The organism is Bariatricus sp. SGI.161 (assembly GCF_050313695.1).
Lineage (GTDB): Bacteria > Bacillota > Clostridia > Lachnospirales > Lachnospiraceae > JAFBIX01.
On the sequence record NZ_JBNPLX010000008.1, the window covers coordinates 42,944 to 60,041 of the forward strand.

Annotated in this window: 16 protein-coding genes; all 16 read left to right on the plus strand. The window is 38.9% G+C overall.

Annotation, left to right across the window (positions count from 1 at the left end; genetic code table 11):
- Positions 1-26: 26 nt before the first annotated feature.
- The 16 genes from ACQRBH_RS06490 to ACQRBH_RS06565 all read left to right on the plus strand — a co-directional run bounded on the left by ACQRBH_RS06490 (position 27) and on the right by ACQRBH_RS06565 (position 17,087).
- Positions 27-758, plus strand: coding sequence for a YebC/PmpR family DNA-binding transcriptional regulator (locus tag ACQRBH_RS06490; RefSeq protein WP_235233406.1), 732 nt, complete (start codon positions 27-29; stop codon positions 756-758).
- 33 nt (positions 759-791) lie between these two features.
- Positions 792-1,556 (plus strand): CFI-box-CTERM domain-containing protein, encoded by a 765-nt coding sequence (locus ACQRBH_RS06495; protein WP_427761218.1) that lies wholly within the window; start codon positions 792-794, stop codon positions 1,554-1,556.
- 10 nt (positions 1,557-1,566) lie between these two features.
- On the plus strand, positions 1,567-2,847 hold the full coding sequence (locus ACQRBH_RS06500; protein ID WP_427743511.1) for an O-acetylhomoserine aminocarboxypropyltransferase/cysteine synthase family protein: 1,281 nt from the start codon (positions 1,567-1,569) through the stop codon (positions 2,845-2,847).
- A 50-nt stretch (positions 2,848-2,897) separates the two neighbouring features.
- Positions 2,898-3,596: a ClpP family protease gene (locus ACQRBH_RS06505; protein WP_347375822.1), complete on the plus strand. Its 699-nt coding sequence runs from the start codon at positions 2,898-2,900 to the stop codon at positions 3,594-3,596.
- Between the two features lie 62 nt (positions 3,597-3,658).
- The gene (locus ACQRBH_RS06510) at positions 3,659-6,058 is read left to right on the plus strand and encodes a DNA translocase FtsK 4TM domain-containing protein (RefSeq protein WP_427761219.1); all 2,400 of its coding nucleotides are present in this window, start codon (positions 3,659-3,661) and stop codon (positions 6,056-6,058) included.
- A gap of 38 nt (positions 6,059-6,096) precedes the next feature.
- Positions 6,097-6,936: a bifunctional methylenetetrahydrofolate dehydrogenase/methenyltetrahydrofolate cyclohydrolase FolD gene (folD, locus tag ACQRBH_RS06515; RefSeq protein ID WP_427761220.1), complete on the plus strand. Its 840-nt coding sequence runs from the start codon at positions 6,097-6,099 to the stop codon at positions 6,934-6,936.
- Positions 6,937-6,950: 14 nt separating this feature from the next.
- Complete coding sequence (locus ACQRBH_RS06520; RefSeq protein ID WP_427761221.1) at positions 6,951-8,225, plus strand: chitobiase/beta-hexosaminidase C-terminal domain-containing protein; 1,275 nt, start codon at positions 6,951-6,953, stop codon at positions 8,223-8,225.
- An 897-nt stretch (positions 8,226-9,122) separates the two neighbouring features.
- Positions 9,123-10,304, plus strand: coding sequence for an iron-containing alcohol dehydrogenase (locus ACQRBH_RS06525; RefSeq protein WP_235234070.1), 1,182 nt, complete (start codon positions 9,123-9,125; stop codon positions 10,302-10,304).
- 141 nt (positions 10,305-10,445) lie between these two features.
- Positions 10,446-11,333: a sulfide/dihydroorotate dehydrogenase-like FAD/NAD-binding protein gene (locus ACQRBH_RS06530; RefSeq protein ID WP_347375817.1), complete on the plus strand. Its 888-nt coding sequence runs from the start codon at positions 10,446-10,448 to the stop codon at positions 11,331-11,333.
- Positions 11,333-12,721, plus strand: coding sequence for an NADPH-dependent glutamate synthase (gene gltA / locus ACQRBH_RS06535; RefSeq protein WP_347375816.1), 1,389 nt, complete (start codon positions 11,333-11,335; stop codon positions 12,719-12,721). Before ACQRBH_RS06530 ends, gltA begins: the two co-directional genes overlap by 1 nt.
- 146 nt (positions 12,722-12,867) lie before the next feature.
- Positions 12,868-13,644: a ZIP family metal transporter gene (locus ACQRBH_RS06540; protein ID WP_427761222.1), complete on the plus strand. Its 777-nt coding sequence runs from the start codon at positions 12,868-12,870 to the stop codon at positions 13,642-13,644.
- Positions 13,645-13,724: 80 nt separating this feature from the next.
- The gene (locus ACQRBH_RS06545; RefSeq protein WP_427761223.1) at positions 13,725-14,438 is read left to right on the plus strand and encodes a YczE/YyaS/YitT family protein; all 714 of its coding nucleotides are present in this window, start codon (positions 13,725-13,727) and stop codon (positions 14,436-14,438) included.
- 24 nt (positions 14,439-14,462) lie between these two features.
- Positions 14,463-15,314 carry a DegV family protein gene (locus ACQRBH_RS06550; RefSeq protein WP_347375813.1) on the plus strand — a complete coding sequence of 284 codons (852 nt, stop codon included), beginning with the start codon at positions 14,463-14,465 and terminating at the stop codon, positions 15,312-15,314.
- 64 nt (positions 15,315-15,378) lie between these two features.
- A complete protein-coding gene (locus ACQRBH_RS06555) occupies positions 15,379-16,101 on the plus strand; it encodes a DNA alkylation repair protein (RefSeq protein WP_235234076.1) in 723 nt (240 codons plus the stop codon).
- An 8-nt stretch (positions 16,102-16,109) separates the two neighbouring features.
- Entirely contained in the window at positions 16,110-16,589 is a 480-nt protein-coding gene (gene rlmH / locus ACQRBH_RS06560; protein WP_427761224.1) for a 23S rRNA (pseudouridine(1915)-N(3))-methyltransferase RlmH, read from the plus strand.
- Positions 16,590-16,601: 12 nt separating this feature from the next.
- Positions 16,602-17,087, plus strand: a complete 486-nt coding sequence (locus ACQRBH_RS06565; RefSeq protein ID WP_235234081.1) for a GNAT family N-acetyltransferase — start codon at positions 16,602-16,604, stop codon at positions 17,085-17,087.
- Positions 17,088-17,098: the final 11 nt, after the last annotated feature.

Sequence of the window (17,098 nt, forward strand, 5' to 3'; positions counted from 1 at the left end):
ATAAGATATAAAGTGAGGTATGTGAAATGTCAGGACATTCAAAATTTGCCAATATTAAGCATAAGAAAGAAAAAAATGATGCAGCAAAAGGAAAGATATTTACGAAGATAGGAAAAGAACTTGCAGTTGCAGTGAAAGAAGGCGGTAGTGCAGACCCGGCTAATAATAGCCGCCTGAGAGATGTTATTGCTAAGGCAAAAGCTAACAATATGCCTAATGATACAATTGATAGAAATATTAAACGTGCAGATAGTGATGCTAATGCTGCTAATTATGAGCATATTACATATGAAGGATATGGCCCTAACGGTACTGCAATTATCGTAGAAGCGCTTACTGATAACAGAAACCGTACTGCTACCAATGTAAAAAATGCTTTTACAAAAGGAAAGGGGAATGTAGGTACCCCGGGATGTGTTTCCTTTATGTTTGACAAAAAGGGGCAAATCGTCGTTGCAAAAGAAGAATATGAAGGAGATGCGGACGAACTGATGATGGCAGCATTGGATGCAGGGGCAGAGGATTTCTCCGAGGAAGAAGACAGCTTTGAGATTTTGACAGCCCCAGAGGACTTCAGTGCAGTACGTCAGGCACTTGAAGAAGCTGGTATTCCAATGGCTGCCGCAGATGTGACCATGATTCCTCAGACATATGTTGAGCTTACATCTGAAGAGGATATTAAAAACATTACGAAGACTCTGGATATGCTTGACGATGATGATGATGTTCAGGACGTCTACCATAATTGGGACGAATAATTCCGGTATCTTACATGCGGAGGAATAAAATTAATGAATGATATAAAAAAATCTCTGGAAGATCTTTTTGATGATATGATAAAAAACATACAGTTTTTTAAGAAAACAAGCTATCATTCCGTATTTAAGGAAAAATATGAAGAAAATCGAGAACTGTTTTTGTCATTGTCGTCTTTTGTTGATGCAGCAGAAGAATCGAAAAAGGATAGAATAATAAAAGAATTGGCCACTGTAATTCCAGATTATGCCAGAGAAAAGCTTGCATCATTATCCAAGCGCCAGAAAGAAATATCAGCGATTGATTATAACATGACTATTGTTGTCTATATTATTCCTATGCTTTTATATGATCATCACCCAGTGAATGAAGCAATCGCAGATCGGCTGGTTTCTATCTGGAACGAGACGAAAGTAACTGGAATGGAAGTGAAAAAAGAAACTTTTGAAGGAATTGAAGGTGGATTCAAAAAGGGATTTTGTTATATTACGACAGCTGTCTGTGAGAGTCAGAATAAACCGGATGATTGTCATGAATTGACCGTATTAAGAGAATATAGGGATCAATATCTCATGATGTCAGAGGAAGGGCAGAGACTTGTGGCAGAATATTATGCTCTTGCGCCTTCCATTGTGATGGCATTGAATCGAAGAGAAGATTCCGCTCAGATTTATGATGGGATTTATCAGGAATATTTGATTCCTTGTATTCGATATGCAGAGAATGGTAAAAATGTAGAGTGTAAAAAACTGTATATGGATATGGTACACCATTTACAGGAAAAATATTTAGAGTCATAGGAGGAAGTATATGAGCAGTTATAAGTTGGAAACAAAATGTATACAGTCTGGTTATCAGCCTGGCAATGGGGAGCCAAGAGTCCTGCCAATTTATCAGAGTACAACATTTAAATACAATTCCAGTGAGCAGATGGGAAGATTGTTCGATCTGGAAGAAGCCGGATATTTTTATACCCGTCTTCAGAATCCTACGAACGATGCTGTAGCCGCAAAGATCTGTGATCTGGAAGGAGGTGTTGCAGCAATGCTGACATCTTCCGGCCAGGCTGCAAGCTTTTATGCAATTATGAATATTGTGGAGGCTGGTGATCATATCGTATGTGCTTCTGCGGTATATGGTGGTACATATAATCTTTATGCACATACTATTAAGAAGATGGGTGTGGATGCAACATTCGTTGATCCGGATTGTTCTGAAGAAGAGCTGAATGCAGCATTTCAGGAAAATACGAAGGCTGTATTTGGAGAAAGTATTGCTAACCCGGCTTTAGTAGTATTGGATTTTGAAAAATTTGCAAAAGCAGCACATGCACATGGCGTACCGTTTATTGTTGATAATACTTTTGCAACACCTGTGAATTGTCGCCCTTTTGAGTGGGGTGCAGATATTGTAACCCATTCTACGACAAAATATATGGATGGACATGCATCTTGTGTTGGGGGTGCGATTGTGGACAGCGGTAATTTTGACTGGGAAGCATATGCAGATAAATTCCCGGGACTTACAACTCCTGATGAGACTTATCATGGAATTGTCTATACGCAGAAGTTTGGAAAATTAGCTTACATTACAAAAGCAACTTCTCAGTTGATGAGAGATCTGGGATCTATTCAGGCACCTCAGAATGCATTCCTTCTGAATCTTGGCCTTGAGACTTTGCCACTTCGTATGGAAAGACATTGTTCAAATGCACTTCAGGCAGCAAAATATCTTCAGGGGCATGAGAAAGTAGCGTGGGTAAATTGCCCGTCTCTACCAGGAGATAAGTATTATGACCTTGCACAGAAATATATGCCAAACGGAACCTGTGGCGTTATTACATTTGGGCTGAAAGGTGGAAGAGAAGCAGCTGTTCGTATGATGGATAGTCTAAAGATGATTGCAATCGTTACACATGTGGCAGATGCAAGAAGCTGTGTGCTTCATCCGGCCAGCCATACACATCGTCAGATGAATGATCAGGAATTAATAGAAGCTGGAGTACAGCCAGATCTGATTCGATTTAGTGTAGGAATTGAACACATCGATGATATAATCGCTGATCTTTCTCAGGCGTTAGAACAGGTATAAAATCATTCAAACACCTCCATACTAATAGAAAATGTATGGAGGTGTTTTTTATGGCAAATGCAACACGTGAGGAACAAAAGAATGAACAGATCAGAGAATGGGGAAGTGTAGATCTTAACGAGAATCACAATCAATATAAGATTAAACTGTTGACTATCATTGGTGAGATTGAGGGGCATGAAGCAGTATCGGGTAATGCCAAAGCGACAAAGTATGAGCACATATTACCTCTTTTAGCTGAAATCGAAGATAGTGATGAGATTGAAGGTGTGCTTATTCTTTTAAATACATTAGGAGGAGATGTCGAAGCCGGGCTTTCGATCGCCGAGATGATTGCTTCCCTCAGTAAGCCGACAGTATCTCTTGTACTTGGTGGAAGCCATTCTATCGGAGGTCCATTGGCAGTATCTGCAAAGTATTCTTTTATCGTACCGAGCGGAACTATGATCATTCATCCAGTGCGCTCGAACGGAATGTTCATTGGAGTAACACAAAGTCTTCGGAATATGATTCGTACACAAGACAGAATTACGAAATTTCTGTCTGAACATTCAAATATTTCTCAAAAAAGAATTGAAGAATTGATGTTAAATCCTACAGAGTTAGTCAAAGACGTAGGAACTCTTCTAGAAGGAAAGGATGCAGTACGAGAAGGGTTAATTGATGAAGTAGGTGGTATGAGCGATGCATTGAGGAAATTGCACGAAATGATAGACCAATGGAGGCAGAAAAAGTGTGAAAATATGTAATGACAGCCCTTTTTAAAAATGCTATACTATAAATAGTATTGCCAGAATAAGGGGGATATAATATGGCTGCTAAATCTAAGAAACGAGGGAGTAAAAAACAGACAAATAAGAAGAATTCTGAACAGAGTTTTGTCAGAGACGAGATTATTATCTGGGTGACACTTGCAGTCAGCATCTTACTATTACTCAGTAATTTTGGAATTGGGGGATTTGTAGGAGAAGCAATTGCTGACTTTCTGGAAAGCATTTTCGGATGGGTCGCATATATAATTCCATTCGTTTTATTTGGAACAGTTACGTTTCTCATATCAAATCGTGGGAATCTCAATGCTTATATGAAAACTTTTACCAGTCTCTTTTTTTTGGTTCTGGTGTGCACTTTTTTACAATTGATCAATGACAAAGGCGGGAAACTGGGGGATATCCTTGTAAATATTCTTGTACCCGCCATTGGCGTTGCTGGTACATATGTGGTAGATATCATATTGATGATTATCTGTCTTGTAATTATTACTGGAAAATCAGCCTTAAAAAGCGTAAAAAATCAGGGAGATAAAGCTTACAATAAGGCCAAAAGAGATACGCAGCGCATAAAGGAACATGCAGAAGAGAAGAAGAAAATACGAGAAACTCAGTCAAAGACAGACAAAAAAGTGTCGAATAAAAGAAAAGACAAACATGTGGAAGGAGTTTCGTTTGATACTACTATTGCAAAAAAGTCACCGGATGTGAAAGAGTTGACAATTGACCCGTTAAGTGAAAAGATCCAAAAGAAAGAATCAGCACCTGAAAAGATGGATTTTGTAATTAATCGTGGAGAAGACCTTTCGGTTTCCGATAATATAGAGACAGAACCTATGATGGAAGATATACCGCGAGATGGAGCAGAGAATGCCAAAAATAAAAAGCGTAGCAGTAAGATTGGCGCATCAGCCATTGCAAATGAAGTAGCGGATGTTGCTGCGGCAGTAGCCGAAGAGGCTGTTAAACCGAAAAAAGATTATCAATTTCCACCTATTTCTCTATTAAAAAGAGGTGTGAAACATGCTGGTGAATCGGATGCCAGTCTTCGAGAAACTGCTATGAAACTGCAGCAAATCTTACAGAATTTTGGTGTCAATGTAACGGTGACGAATGTAAGTTGCGGACCGTCAGTTACTCGTTATGAACTTCAGCCAGAGATGGGGGTAAAGGTAAGTAAAATTGTTGGACTCTCAGATGATATCAAGTTGAATCTTGCAGCTGCAGATATTCGTATAGAAGCTCCTATTCCAGGAAAAGCAGCGGTTGGAATCGAAGTTCCGAATAAAGAAAATTCTGCAGTTATGTTGAGAGATCTTCTTGAAGCTTCCGAATTCAAAAACAGTACTTCAAAGATATCTTTTGCGGTAGGAAAAGATATTGGTGGAAAAGTTGTGGTGACAGATATAGCCAAAATGCCACACCTTCTGATTGCCGGTGCAACAGGTTCGGGTAAATCCGTGTGTATCAACACTTTGATCATGAGTATTTTATATAAAGCCAAACCGGACGAAGTCAAGTTAATCATGATTGATCCAAAGGTTGTTGAATTAAGTGTTTATAATGGAATTCCACACTTGATGATTCCAGTTGTTACAGATCCCAAAAAAGCTGCCGGTGCATTGAATTGGGCAGTGGCAGAGATGACAAGACGTTATCAGACATTTGCGGAATATCATGTACGGGATATGAAAGGATACAATGAAAAGATTGTATCTATGCCATATGTGGAAGGTGAATCAAAAGAACCTATGCCACAGATTGTCATTATCGTAGACGAGCTGGCGGACTTGATGATGGTCGCACCAGGAGAAGTAGAAGAAGCAATCTGCCGTCTGGCACAGTTGGCCAGAGCAGCAGGAATTCATCTGGTACTAGCGACACAGAGACCATCAGTTAATGTCATTACTGGTTTGATCAAAGCAAATATGCCGTCGAGAATTGCATTTTCAGTTTCTTCAGGTGTAGATTCCAGAACAATTATAGATATGAATGGAGCTGAAAAGCTGTTAGGGAAAGGGGATATGCTTTTTTACCCTTCTGGTTATCAGAAACCAGCAAGAGTGCAAGGATCATTCGTAACTGACAAAGAAGTACAGAGTGTTGTTGATTATTTAAAAAATCACAACAGTGATGTTACATACGATGAAGAAATTGTAAATCATGTGAACACCAATTCAGTAGGTACTATGTCATCATGTTCTGCAGATGGTGAAGATCGCGATGTGTATTTTGTGGATGCAGGACGTCTTATTATTGATAAAGACAAAGCGTCTATTGGAATGCTTCAGCGTACTTTTAAAATTGGCTTTAATCGTGCGGCACGTATCATGGATCAACTTTTTGAGGCTGGAGTAGTTGGACCGGAAGAAGGTACAAAACCAAGAAAGGTGTTAATGTCTACGGAAGAATTTGAACAGTATGTAGATGAATGTTGTTAATATGATATGATTAACTAGTTTAAGGAGATTATTTAGATATGACAAGATTGATTGACGGAAAAGCTATTTCCGCACAGATAAAAGAAGAATTGAAAGAGCAAGTGGAAGCAATGAGAGCAGATGGACAGTCAGTTTGTCTTGCAGTAATTCAAGTAGGTGATGATCCTGCCTCTTCCATCTATGTGAGAAATAAAAAGAAAGCATGTGCATATATCGGAATCCAATCCTTGTCTTATGAGTTAAAAGAAACAACCACACAAGAAGAATTACTAGAGCTGGTTGAAAAGTTGAATCATGATAAAAATGTACATGGGATTCTGGTTCAGCTACCACTTCCTTCTCATATTGATGAGGATGCAATTGTGAAAGCAATTATTCCAGAAAAAGATGTGGATGGCTTTCACCCAGAAAGTGTAGGGAGAATGGTCATTGGGGAAGATGGCTTTGAATCATGTACTCCAGCCGGTGTAATTCAACTGTTAAAACGTTCTGGTATTGAAATCGCCGGAAAAGAATGTGTAGTTGTTGGCAGAAGCAATAATGTGGGAAAGCCAATGGGCTTGCTTTTGCTTCGAGAAAATGGTACAGTAACTATTGCGCATTCAAAGACAAAGAACTTAAAAGATGTGACAAAGAGAGCAGATATTTTGATTGTAGCGATGGGAAAACCAAAATACATCACGTCTGAATATATAAAAGATGGTGCTGTAGTGATAGATGTAGGTATGCATAGAAATTCTGAAAATAAGCTATGCGGAGATGTTGATTTTGAAGATGTTAAAGACAAAGTATCTGCTATAACCCCTGTGCCAGGTGGTGTAGGACCAATGACAATTGCGATGCTAATGTGTAATTGTGTGAAAGCAGCTAGTAAGTAGGAGGTTCGCTTAAGATGAAATGTAGGTATTGCGGACAAAAAATACCAGAAGGAATGTTATATTGTGAAAACTGCGGAAAGGAAGTTCGCATTGTCCCAGATTATAATCCTTTGGATGATATGTTAACTGCTCAGATCCGAGGGGCTATTAATGGGGATGATGATTATATAGATTATGATTCTATGAACAGTCAAAATACAGAAAGACGTAATACTGCAAGCAGAAATACGGGAAGACAGAATGGAAATTCACGTCGAAATGTTACTTCTCGAAATACATCACAGAATGTATCAAGAAATACATCGCGTAATAATACATCGAGAAATATGTCAGAACGTGAAAGACGCCGTCGACAGGCGGAGCGCAAAAAAGCAATGCGTCGTAAAAAAAGAAAACGGATATTGCTTATATTTTTGGTTTTACTTATTGCATTTATCGGAATCGGCATTGGAGTGTATCAGACTTCTTATAAAGGGATAGTGACAAAAGGATATAAATCAATAGAATCGAAAGAGTTCGATGCTGCGGCTGGGTATTTTCAGAAAGCCATTAATAAAAGTAAGGAAAAACCGGAGGCATATACGGGATTGTCCAAGGTATATATTGAACAGAAACAATTAGACAAAGCTGAAAAGGTATTTTTGGACGCAATAGAACAACAGCCCAAGAATGCAGACATCTATGAAGCATGTGTGAATTTTTATATGGATACTGATCAGAAAGAAAAGATTCCTTTACTTCTCGAAGATGCTGATGATAGTGTTACAAAACTCTTGGCTGGCTATATTGTTGTCGGACCGGAGTTTAGTCTGGATGATGATGAAACCTTTGATGATGTACAAGAATTATCTCTTAGTACAGAAAAGGGTTGTACGATATATTATACTGATGATGGTTCAGAACCGACAGTCAATAGTATAAAGTATTCAGAACCGATCCAAATCGGAGAAGACGAGACTATAATTACAGCAATTGCTGTTAATGAAAAGGGGATTCCAAGTCTTCCCGTAAAAAAGAATTATTTAGTAGAATTACCTATAGAAGATGCCCCTGCAGTTTCTCCATCCACTGGTCAATATGAGACTGCGAATCAGATAGAAATAAAAGTACCAGATGGTTATGAGGCATATTACACCATGGATGGAACGGATCCGACAACTGCGTCTAAAAAATACTCAGGTCCAATAAATATGCCAGAAGGTGAAACGATATTTAAAGCGATTTTGGTTAACGGAAAAGGACGTAGTAGTGGTGTTACTACGAGAAACTATGTACTGGAAGTTGAGTAAATGGGAATTTAGATTAGTTAGTTGGTAATTGGGGGTGTACGGCGAGAGGATGGATGGGATGGTTGCCATTGCGGAGTCCTTCGCTAAGAATCCATAACAGGAAAAGAAGCAGATATTTTGTGACCAGGCTGATTCACCCCGAAATCTTGATGATTTCGAGGCTCAGCAGCCTTCTCAGATCTGGCTTGAAGCCAAATCTTCGCACAAAATATCTGTTTCTTTTCCTGTAACGGATTCTATCGCTTGTCCAACGAATGGCAACCATCCCATCCATCTTCTCGCCTGACATCACCCCAAATCCGCAACTTCCTCATCTGGGAGAATTCCTGCGCGTCATGCAGAGGGAAAAATCATAGTAAAAATATTGTCAAAAAACTGGCAGAATAACTAACTGATTCTTCCATTGAAATAATGATAAATAGTATAAAAACAACGCTCCCCATTGCGCTTCGCGCTAGAAATTCCTCCAGATGAGTTTGTTCAGTAATTGGGAATGTCAGGCGCAAGGGAGTTGGATAGGCTGGTCTGTTTCCGTCCAGCCAAGCGATAGAATCCGTTACAGAAAAAAGAGTTGCAATTCCGTGTGAGAATTTGACATCCAGCCAAATTCGAAAGGACTGCTGAATCGAGAAATTATCCAAATTTCTCGATTCAGCAGTCCGGTCACGAAATTGCAACTCTTTTTTCTGTTATGGATTCTCAGCGAAGGATGCCGGAAACAGACCAGCCTATCCAGCTCCCTTGCGCCGTACACACCCAATTATCGACTAACTCAACTAAATTCCCATTGTTTTGAAATAAATACAATTTGTTTAGTGAATCTTGTTGCGTTAATTATTTAACAGAGATATAATATTGACAATAAATTAACAATATTATATAAAGGAGATGCGCAAAATGAGTAGATTTACATTACCAAGAGACGTGTACCATGGAAAAGGTTGTTTAGAGGAATTGAAGAATTTAAAAGGTAAAAAAGCAATTCTTGTAGTCGGTGGTGGTTCTATGAAACGTCAGGGATTTCTTGACAAAGCTGTGAACTACCTAAAAGAAGGTGGCATGGAAGTAGAATTGTTTGAAGGTGTTGAACCGGATCCGTCTGTTGAAACGGTTATGAAAGGCGCAGAAGCTATGCGTAAGTTCGAACCAGACTGGATCGTTGCAATGGGTGGTGGATCACCGATTGATGCTGCAAAGGCTATGTGGGCATTTTATGAATATCCAGAGACAACTTTTGAAGATTTATGTATTCCTTTCAACTTCCCTGAATTAAGACAGAAAGCAAAATTTGCTGCAATTCCTTCTACATCTGGAACAGCTACTGAGGTAACAGCTTTTTCGGTTATCACAAATTATCAGACAGGTGTAAAATATCCACTTGCTGACTTTAATATTACACCAGACGTTGCAATTGTTGATCCAGATCTTGTAATGGGACTTCCTGTAAAACAGGTTGCATATACAGGCATGGATGCATTGACACATGCAATAGAGGCTTATGTATCAACATTAAATTGTCCATTTACGGATCCACTTGCTTTACAGGCAATTGAGATGGTATTAGATTATCTTCCTGCTTCATATAATTGCGATATGGTTGCCAGAGAACAGATGCATTATGCACAGTGTTTAGCAGGTATGGCATTCTCCAATGCATTACTTGGTATTGTACACTCAATGGCTCATAAGACAGGTGCGGCATTCTCAACTGGCCATATCCCACACGGTTGTGCAAATGCAATTTATCTTCCGTATGTAATCAAATATAATGCTAAAGATCCAGTTGCAGCAAAACGTTATGCTGAGATTGCGCGCAGAATGGGACTTGCAGGAACTTCTGAAAAAGCATTGATTAACAGTCTGTGTGAAAAAATTGATGATTTCAATGTTAAATTAAACATTCCTAAGACTTTAAAGGATTTTGGTATCAATGAAGATGAGTTTAAAGAAAAAGTTGCCAAAATTGCAGAATTAGCTGTTGGTGATGCTTGTACAGGCTCTAATCCAAGAGCAATTGATCCTGCTACAATGGAAAAATTATTTATATGTACATATTATGGAACAGAAGTTGATTTTTAGATAAAAATAGTCAAAAAAGCAGATGCCATGTGGCGTTTGCTTTTTTGATGCAAAAAACAGTTAATATTTTAACAAAAAACTTGATATTTTTCTTAGGATACATTATTATGAAAGAAGTATCAAATATTAGGAGGAAGCAAGATGTACAAGATATTAAAAGCCGAAAAACTGGCTGATAAGATTTATCTTATGGACGTAGAAGCTCCGCGTGTAGCTAGACATTGTGAGCCTGGACAGTTCGTTATCGTTAAGATGGACGAAAAAGGGGAGAGAATTCCACTTACAATTTGTGACTACGATAGAGAAGCAGGAACCATCACGATTGTGTTCCAGGAAGTTGGAGCATCTACAACGAAGATGTCCCAATTAAAAGCAGGGGATGCATTCCGTGATTTTACTGGTCCATTAGGATGCCCATCTGAATTTATTAGTGAAGATCCGGAAAGTCTGAAGAAGAAAAAGATTTTATTTGTGGCTGGTGGTGTTGGAGCCGCTCCTGTTTATCCGCAGGTAAAATGGATGAAAGAACATGGTATTGATGTTGATGTTATCGTGGGCTCTAAGACAAAAGATATGTTAATCCTAGAATCAGAAATGGAAGCTGTTGCGGGTAACTATTATCCATGTACAGACGATGGTACATATGGTCATGCTGGAATGGTTACTACTAAAATAGAGAAACTGGTAGAAGAAGGAAATAAATACGATGTCTGTGTAGCAATCGGACCAATGATCATGATGAAATTCGTATGCCTGTTGACAAAGAAACTTGAGATTCCAACGATTGTCAGCATGAATCCAATCATGGTAGATGGAACGGGTATGTGCGGTGCCTGTCGTCTGCATGTTGGTGATGAGATTAAATTTGCCTGTGTAGACGGACCTGAATTCGACGGACACCTTGTGAACTTTGACGAGGCAATGAAGAGACAGCAGATGTACAAAACTCAGGAAGGACGTGCAATGCTGAAATTACAGGAAGGTGACACACATCATGGTGGATGTGGTCATTGCGGAGGTGACGAGTAATGGCAGATGTATTAAAAAGAGTGCCTGTAAGAGAGCAGGAACCAGAAGTAAGAGCAACTAATTTTGAAGAAGTATGTTACGGATATAATAAGGAAGAGGCAATGGAGGAAGCAAGCCGTTGCCTGAACTGTAAAAATGCCAAATGTATTCAGGGATGCCCAGTGTCCATCAATATCCCAGGTTTTATTTCAAAAGTAAAAGATGGAGATATTGAGGGGGCATACAAAGTAATCGGCGAATCTTCAGCTCTTCCAGCTATTTGCGGTCGTGTATGTCCACAAGAGTCTCAGTGTGAATCTAAATGTATCCGTGGAATTAAAGGTGATGCAGTATCCATTGGTAAATTGGAAAGATTTGTCGCTGATTATGCATTGGAAAATGATATTAAACCAGAAAAAGCAGAAAAAATGAACGGACATAAAGTTGCTGTCATTGGTTCAGGTCCTTCAGGACTTACCTGTGCTGGTGATCTTGCAAAATTGGGGTACGAAGTAACTGTATTTGAGGCACTGCATGAACTTGGTGGTGTTTTAGTATATGGTATTCCTGAATTTCGTCTTCCAAAGCAGAAAGTTGTTAAGAAAGAAATTGAAAAAGTTAAAGAATTAGGCGTTAAATTTGAGACAAATGTCGTAATCGGTAAATCTACAACCATCGATCAGTTGATGGAAGAAGAAGATTTCGAAGCAGTATTTATTGGTTCTGGTGCTGGTCTTCCAATGTTCATGGGAATTCCGGGAGAGACGGCTAACGGCGTATTCTCTGCGAATGAATATTTGACAAGAAGTAATCTGATGAAAGCATTTGATGATTCTTATGATACACCTATCGCAGCTGGAAAGAAAGTTGCAGTCGTAGGTGGTGGTAATGTAGCAATGGATGCTGCAAGAACAGCCCTCCGTCTTGGAGCAGAAGTTCATATCGTATACCGTCGTAGTGAAGCAGAACTCCCAGCCAGAGTTGAAGAAGTACATCATGCAAAAGAAGAAGGAGTCATCTTCGATCTTTTGACCAATCCAAAGGAAATCCTTGTTGATGAAAATGGATGGGTAAGAGGTATGAAAGTAATCAAAATGGAACTTGGCGAACCAGACGCTTCTGGAAGAAGACGCCCAGTAGAAATTCCAGGTTCTGAGTATGAGATAGAACTTGATACAGTTATCATGTCACTTGGAACATCTCCAAACCCATTGATTGCATCTACAACCAAAGGACTCGAGACAAACAAGAGAAAATGTATCGTGGCAGAAGAAGAAAACGGTCAGACATCAAAAGCCTGCGTATTCGCCGGTGGAGATGCAGTAACCGGAGCTGCAACAGTAATCCTTGCAATGGGAGCTGGAAAAGCAGGAGCAAAAGGAATCCACGAAATGTTATCAAAGAAGTAAAAATGTTAAAAAGGGGACGTAGACTTTTTGCAAAAGTCTACGTCCCCTTTTGCACTTTATGGTGTACCAAAATAAAAAATGCCCTGTACCCAAATGGAGATTTGTGGTATGCTTATTAAAGTGTAAAAAGAAAAGAGGACATATTTATGGTAATTTTTCTAGGGTTAATCATACCTTTTATCGGAACGACCGCAGGCGCTGCCTGCGTTTTATTCATGAGAAATGAATTAAAGCCACAGATTCAGAAGGCGCTTCTTGGATTTGCGGCGGGAGTCATGGTTGCTGCTTCTGTATGGTCTCTTTTGATTCCAGCGATGGAGATGTCGGACCATATGGGAAAGTTTGCATTTGTTCCGGCAGCAATCGGATTTCTACTTGGAATTGCTTTTTTATTAATCTTGGATCAGGTTATTCCGCATATGCACATTGGATCGGATGAGACAGAAGGACCAAGATGTTCACTGAAAAAGTCTACTATGCTCGTATTGGCGGTTACCATTCATAATATTCCGGAAGGAATATCAAGCGGAGCTGTCTTCGCAGGTCTGATAACAGGAAATACAAATGTGACACTTGCAGGTGCATTTTCTCTTGCGATCGGAATTGCGATTCAGAATCTTCCGGAAGGATTTATTGTATCACTTCCGATTCGAAGTGAGGGTGGAAGCCGGGGAAGAGCATTTTTGCATGGAATGTTTTCAGGAGTTGTAGAACCTATCGCCGGTGGCATTACCGTTCTTCTGGCCTCTTATGTCACGCCAATCCTTCCTTATCTTCTTGCTTTTGCAGCAGGTGCTATGATTTATGTCGTAGTAGAGGAACTGGTACCGGAATCAGCAGAAGGAGATCATAGTAATATAGGTACTATTGGTTTTTCAGTTGGATTTGTGTTGATGATGATTCTGGATGTGGCATTGGGTTAGCATTGGATTAGCATTGGATTAGACAGATAAACCAGGTCGGCATTATAAAACAGAAAAACAACAAGAACAGGATAAATATTATGAAGCAAACAAACATTTTAAGAGGAATTTTTTATATTGTTGGTTTATTAGTACTGGCATTGGGAATTATATTAAATACAAAAGCCGGGCTGGGAGTTTCTCCGATTATTTCCGTATCTTATAGTATATCAATGATTTTAAATATGAATTTCGGCAATATGACGCTGATTCTTTACAGTAGTTTTGTAGTGGTGGAGATGTTTCTACATACAAGAGAACATTTTCGAAAGGGAAAGTATCTGAACTTAAAGGTGCAGTTATTAAAAGATGCGCTTCAGTTTCCATTAAGTTTGATTTTTACTCGATTTATGAATTTGTTCTCAGCATTAATTCCGGCTTATGATACGCCTGGAGTCCCTGTTTTTTACCAAAGTATGACTGGCAGAGTTATGATACTGGTCATTGGGATTATATTAACAGGAATTGGCGCTGCAGTATCTCTGAATATGCGGTTAATTCCGAATCCTGGTGATGGAATTGTACAGGCCATTGCAGATACAGTAGGAAAAAGTGTAGGCCTTACAAAGAATTGTTTTGATTTGTTTAATATTACATTTACAACTTGTGTAGGTCTTATTTTTGCCGGTGAAATAATCGGTATCGGTGTCGGTACTGTTCTGGCAGTCATTGGTGTCGGGCGCGTAATTGCAATATTTAATCATTTCTTGAAAGAAAGAATGGGTGTACTTGCAGGAATAGAAGAATGGAAATAACGATTGAGAAAGGATGCGATTGAGATGGTGAAGATTGTCTCAGACAGTACCTGTGATTTGTCGCAGGAATTACTACAAAGATACGATGTATCCATACTGCCTTTGCATATTTTGTTAGGAGAACAGGAGTATGAAGACGGACAGGATATATTCCCAGATGAGATTTATCAATGGTCGGACAAAAACAAGACTACTCCTAAGACTTCAGCTCCAGCTCTTGACAGGGCTATGGATTTGCTGAGACCATATGTGGCAGAAGGAAGAGAAATCATTTGTTTTGCGATATCTGAAAGTATGTCTACATCAGCAAATGTGATGCGTATTGCTGCAGAAGAACTAGAAGCAGAGAAGCTGGTTACAGTGATTGATTCTGCCAATCTTTCTACTGGTATTGGATTATTGGTAATTGAAGCAGCAACTATGGCGCAAAATGGGAAAAATGCTCAGGATATTGTTAAAAAAATTGAGGAGTTAAAGCCTTTTGTACGCGCAAGTTTTGTGGTTGATACATTAACATATCTTTACAGAGGAGGGCGATGCAGCGGACTCGCAGCAATGGCTGGCGGCGCATTAAAACTGCATCCTAAAATTGTTGTGGAAGATGGTGCAATGAATCCAGCCAAAAAGTATCGCGGCAAAATGAAGAAAGTTCTGATGGATTATGTTAAGGATATGGAAAATGAGCTGAAACAGGCTAAAAAAGATCGAGTATTTATTACGCATTCAGGCTGTGATCAAGATATTATTCGAGAGATTTATCAGCATTTGGACAGCTTGAATATTTTTAGTGAAATTTTAGTTACAAGGGCAGGCGGAGTCATATCCAGCCATTGTGGTCCGGGTACATTAGGTGTTTTATTTATCTCTAAAGTTTAATATTTTATTTCAGATTCAAATAAAAGAAAAGCTATATGCATAAGAAAAAATATACGGTGAAAGTATGGAAAATATTTTTGAAAAAATTCGAAAACAATTAATAGATGTGACAGACGAAAAATATCTCGAATTTAATCGTTCTCTTGTGCCAGGAGATAATTCGACCATGCTTGGAGTACGTGTTCCAAGACTTCGAGAGTTTGCGAAAAGTATTGCTAGAGAAAATGGTCTGGAATACGTAAATGCCGTAAAGGAGCAAGAAAAGCAAGGTAAAGTCTATCATGAAGAACTATTGCTTCATGGAATGATTATTGGATATATGAAATGTAGCCTGGATGAGAGAAAAAAGCTGTTAGACGATTTTGTCCCAGTAATCGACAGTTGGGCAGTGTGTGACAGCAGCTGTATGACCTATAAATTTATGAAAAAAGACATGGATTTATGGTTTGAGTATTTAATGAAATACCTAGACAGTACACAAGAATATGAACTTCGCTTTGCCATTGTATCTCTTTTAGACTATTTTGTAACCGAAAATTACATCGAAAGAGTACTCAGAATATTGGGTGATGTAAAGCATGAGGCCTATTATGTTAAAATGGCAGTTGCATGGGCGGTGTCCGTTTGTTACGTTAAATTTCCTGAACTTACCTGGGATTTACTTGCCGGAAATCAGCTAGATGATATTACTCATCAGAAATCTATTCAAAAAATCCGGGAATCATTCCGTGTCAGTAAAGAAGAAAAGGAAAGACTTAACACTTTGCGCCGGGCAAAGAAGGGATAACTATATTTATGAAGATTACATTAATAACTGTAGGGAAAATAAAAGAAAAATACCTGAAAGATGCTATTGCAGAATACAGCAAACGTCTAAGTCGATATTGTAAACTGGATATTATAGAAGTTACCGATGAGAAGACGCCGGATCATGCAAGTGAGAGTGTAGAAGACGCAATTCGTTCCAAAGAAGCTGAGAGAATCCAGAAGTATATCAAAGAAGATGCCTATATAATTACTCTTGAGATTGGTGGAAAACAGCTCGCCTCTGAAGAACTTGCAGAAAAGATTGACAAATTAGGAATTCAGGGTGTCAGCCATATCATCTTTATTATTGGAGGCTCTATTGGACTTGGGAGAGAAGTACTTTCCAGGTCAGATTATGCACTTAGTTTTTCTAAGATGACATTTCCACATCAGTTGATGAGAGTCATTTTGCTGGAGCAGATATATCGAAGTTACCGAATTATCAATGGAGAACCATATCATAAGTAATGGAGGTTTTAAATGAGTGAACAACAGAAAGTTACTTTTCGGTATGCAGTTCGCGAGGATGCTGCATTAATTCTTCGGTTTATTAAAAAACTTGCGGAATATGAAAAAATACCGGAGTCAGTCTACGCTACAGAAGAGTTTCTGGAAGAGTGGATGTTCGATAAGCAAAGAGCAGAAGTAATATTTGCACAGATTGACGGAAAGGAAATTGGATTTGTTTTCTTTTATCAGACATTTCCTGCTTACCTTGGAAAAGGCGGAATCTATATTGACGATTTGTATGTTGATCCAGAATACCGGGGAAAGGGTTATGGAAAACAGATGATAAAGTATATGGCAAGAACAGCTCTGGAGCGTGATTGTGGAAGAATGGAATGGTGTTGTCTGAACTGGAATCAATCAAGTATGGATTTCTATCGCTCAATGGGTGCAATACCACTTGATGAATGTACAATTTTTCGTGCGCCTGAAAATGTATTAAAGGCGATTATAGAGTAGGTGTGATTTAT

Coding starts and splice junctions, on each gene's coding strand:
- ACQRBH_RS06490 (WP_235233406.1), top strand. CDS start 27: ATGTCAGGACATTCAAAATTTGCCAATATTAAGCATAAGAAAGAAAAA.
- ACQRBH_RS06495 (WP_427761218.1), top strand. CDS start 792: ATGAATGATATAAAAAAATCTCTGGAAGATCTTTTTGATGATATGATA.
- ACQRBH_RS06500 (WP_427743511.1), top strand. CDS start 1,567: ATGAGCAGTTATAAGTTGGAAACAAAATGTATACAGTCTGGTTATCAG.
- ACQRBH_RS06505 (WP_347375822.1), top strand. CDS start 2,898: ATGGCAAATGCAACACGTGAGGAACAAAAGAATGAACAGATCAGAGAA.
- ACQRBH_RS06510 (WP_427761219.1), top strand. CDS start 3,659: ATGGCTGCTAAATCTAAGAAACGAGGGAGTAAAAAACAGACAAATAAG.
- folD (WP_427761220.1), top strand. CDS start 6,097: ATGACAAGATTGATTGACGGAAAAGCTATTTCCGCACAGATAAAAGAA.
- ACQRBH_RS06520 (WP_427761221.1), top strand. CDS start 6,951: ATGAAATGTAGGTATTGCGGACAAAAAATACCAGAAGGAATGTTATAT.
- ACQRBH_RS06525 (WP_235234070.1), top strand. CDS start 9,123: ATGAGTAGATTTACATTACCAAGAGACGTGTACCATGGAAAAGGTTGT.
- ACQRBH_RS06530 (WP_347375817.1), top strand. CDS start 10,446: ATGTACAAGATATTAAAAGCCGAAAAACTGGCTGATAAGATTTATCTT.
- gltA (WP_347375816.1), top strand. CDS start 11,333: ATGGCAGATGTATTAAAAAGAGTGCCTGTAAGAGAGCAGGAACCAGAA.
- ACQRBH_RS06540 (WP_427761222.1), top strand. CDS start 12,868: ATGGTAATTTTTCTAGGGTTAATCATACCTTTTATCGGAACGACCGCA.
- ACQRBH_RS06545 (WP_427761223.1), top strand. CDS start 13,725: ATGAAGCAAACAAACATTTTAAGAGGAATTTTTTATATTGTTGGTTTA.
- ACQRBH_RS06550 (WP_347375813.1), top strand. CDS start 14,463: ATGGTGAAGATTGTCTCAGACAGTACCTGTGATTTGTCGCAGGAATTA.
- ACQRBH_RS06555 (WP_235234076.1), top strand. CDS start 15,379: ATGGAAAATATTTTTGAAAAAATTCGAAAACAATTAATAGATGTGACA.
- rlmH (WP_427761224.1), top strand. CDS start 16,110: ATGAAGATTACATTAATAACTGTAGGGAAAATAAAAGAAAAATACCTG.
- ACQRBH_RS06565 (WP_235234081.1), top strand. CDS start 16,602: ATGAGTGAACAACAGAAAGTTACTTTTCGGTATGCAGTTCGCGAGGAT.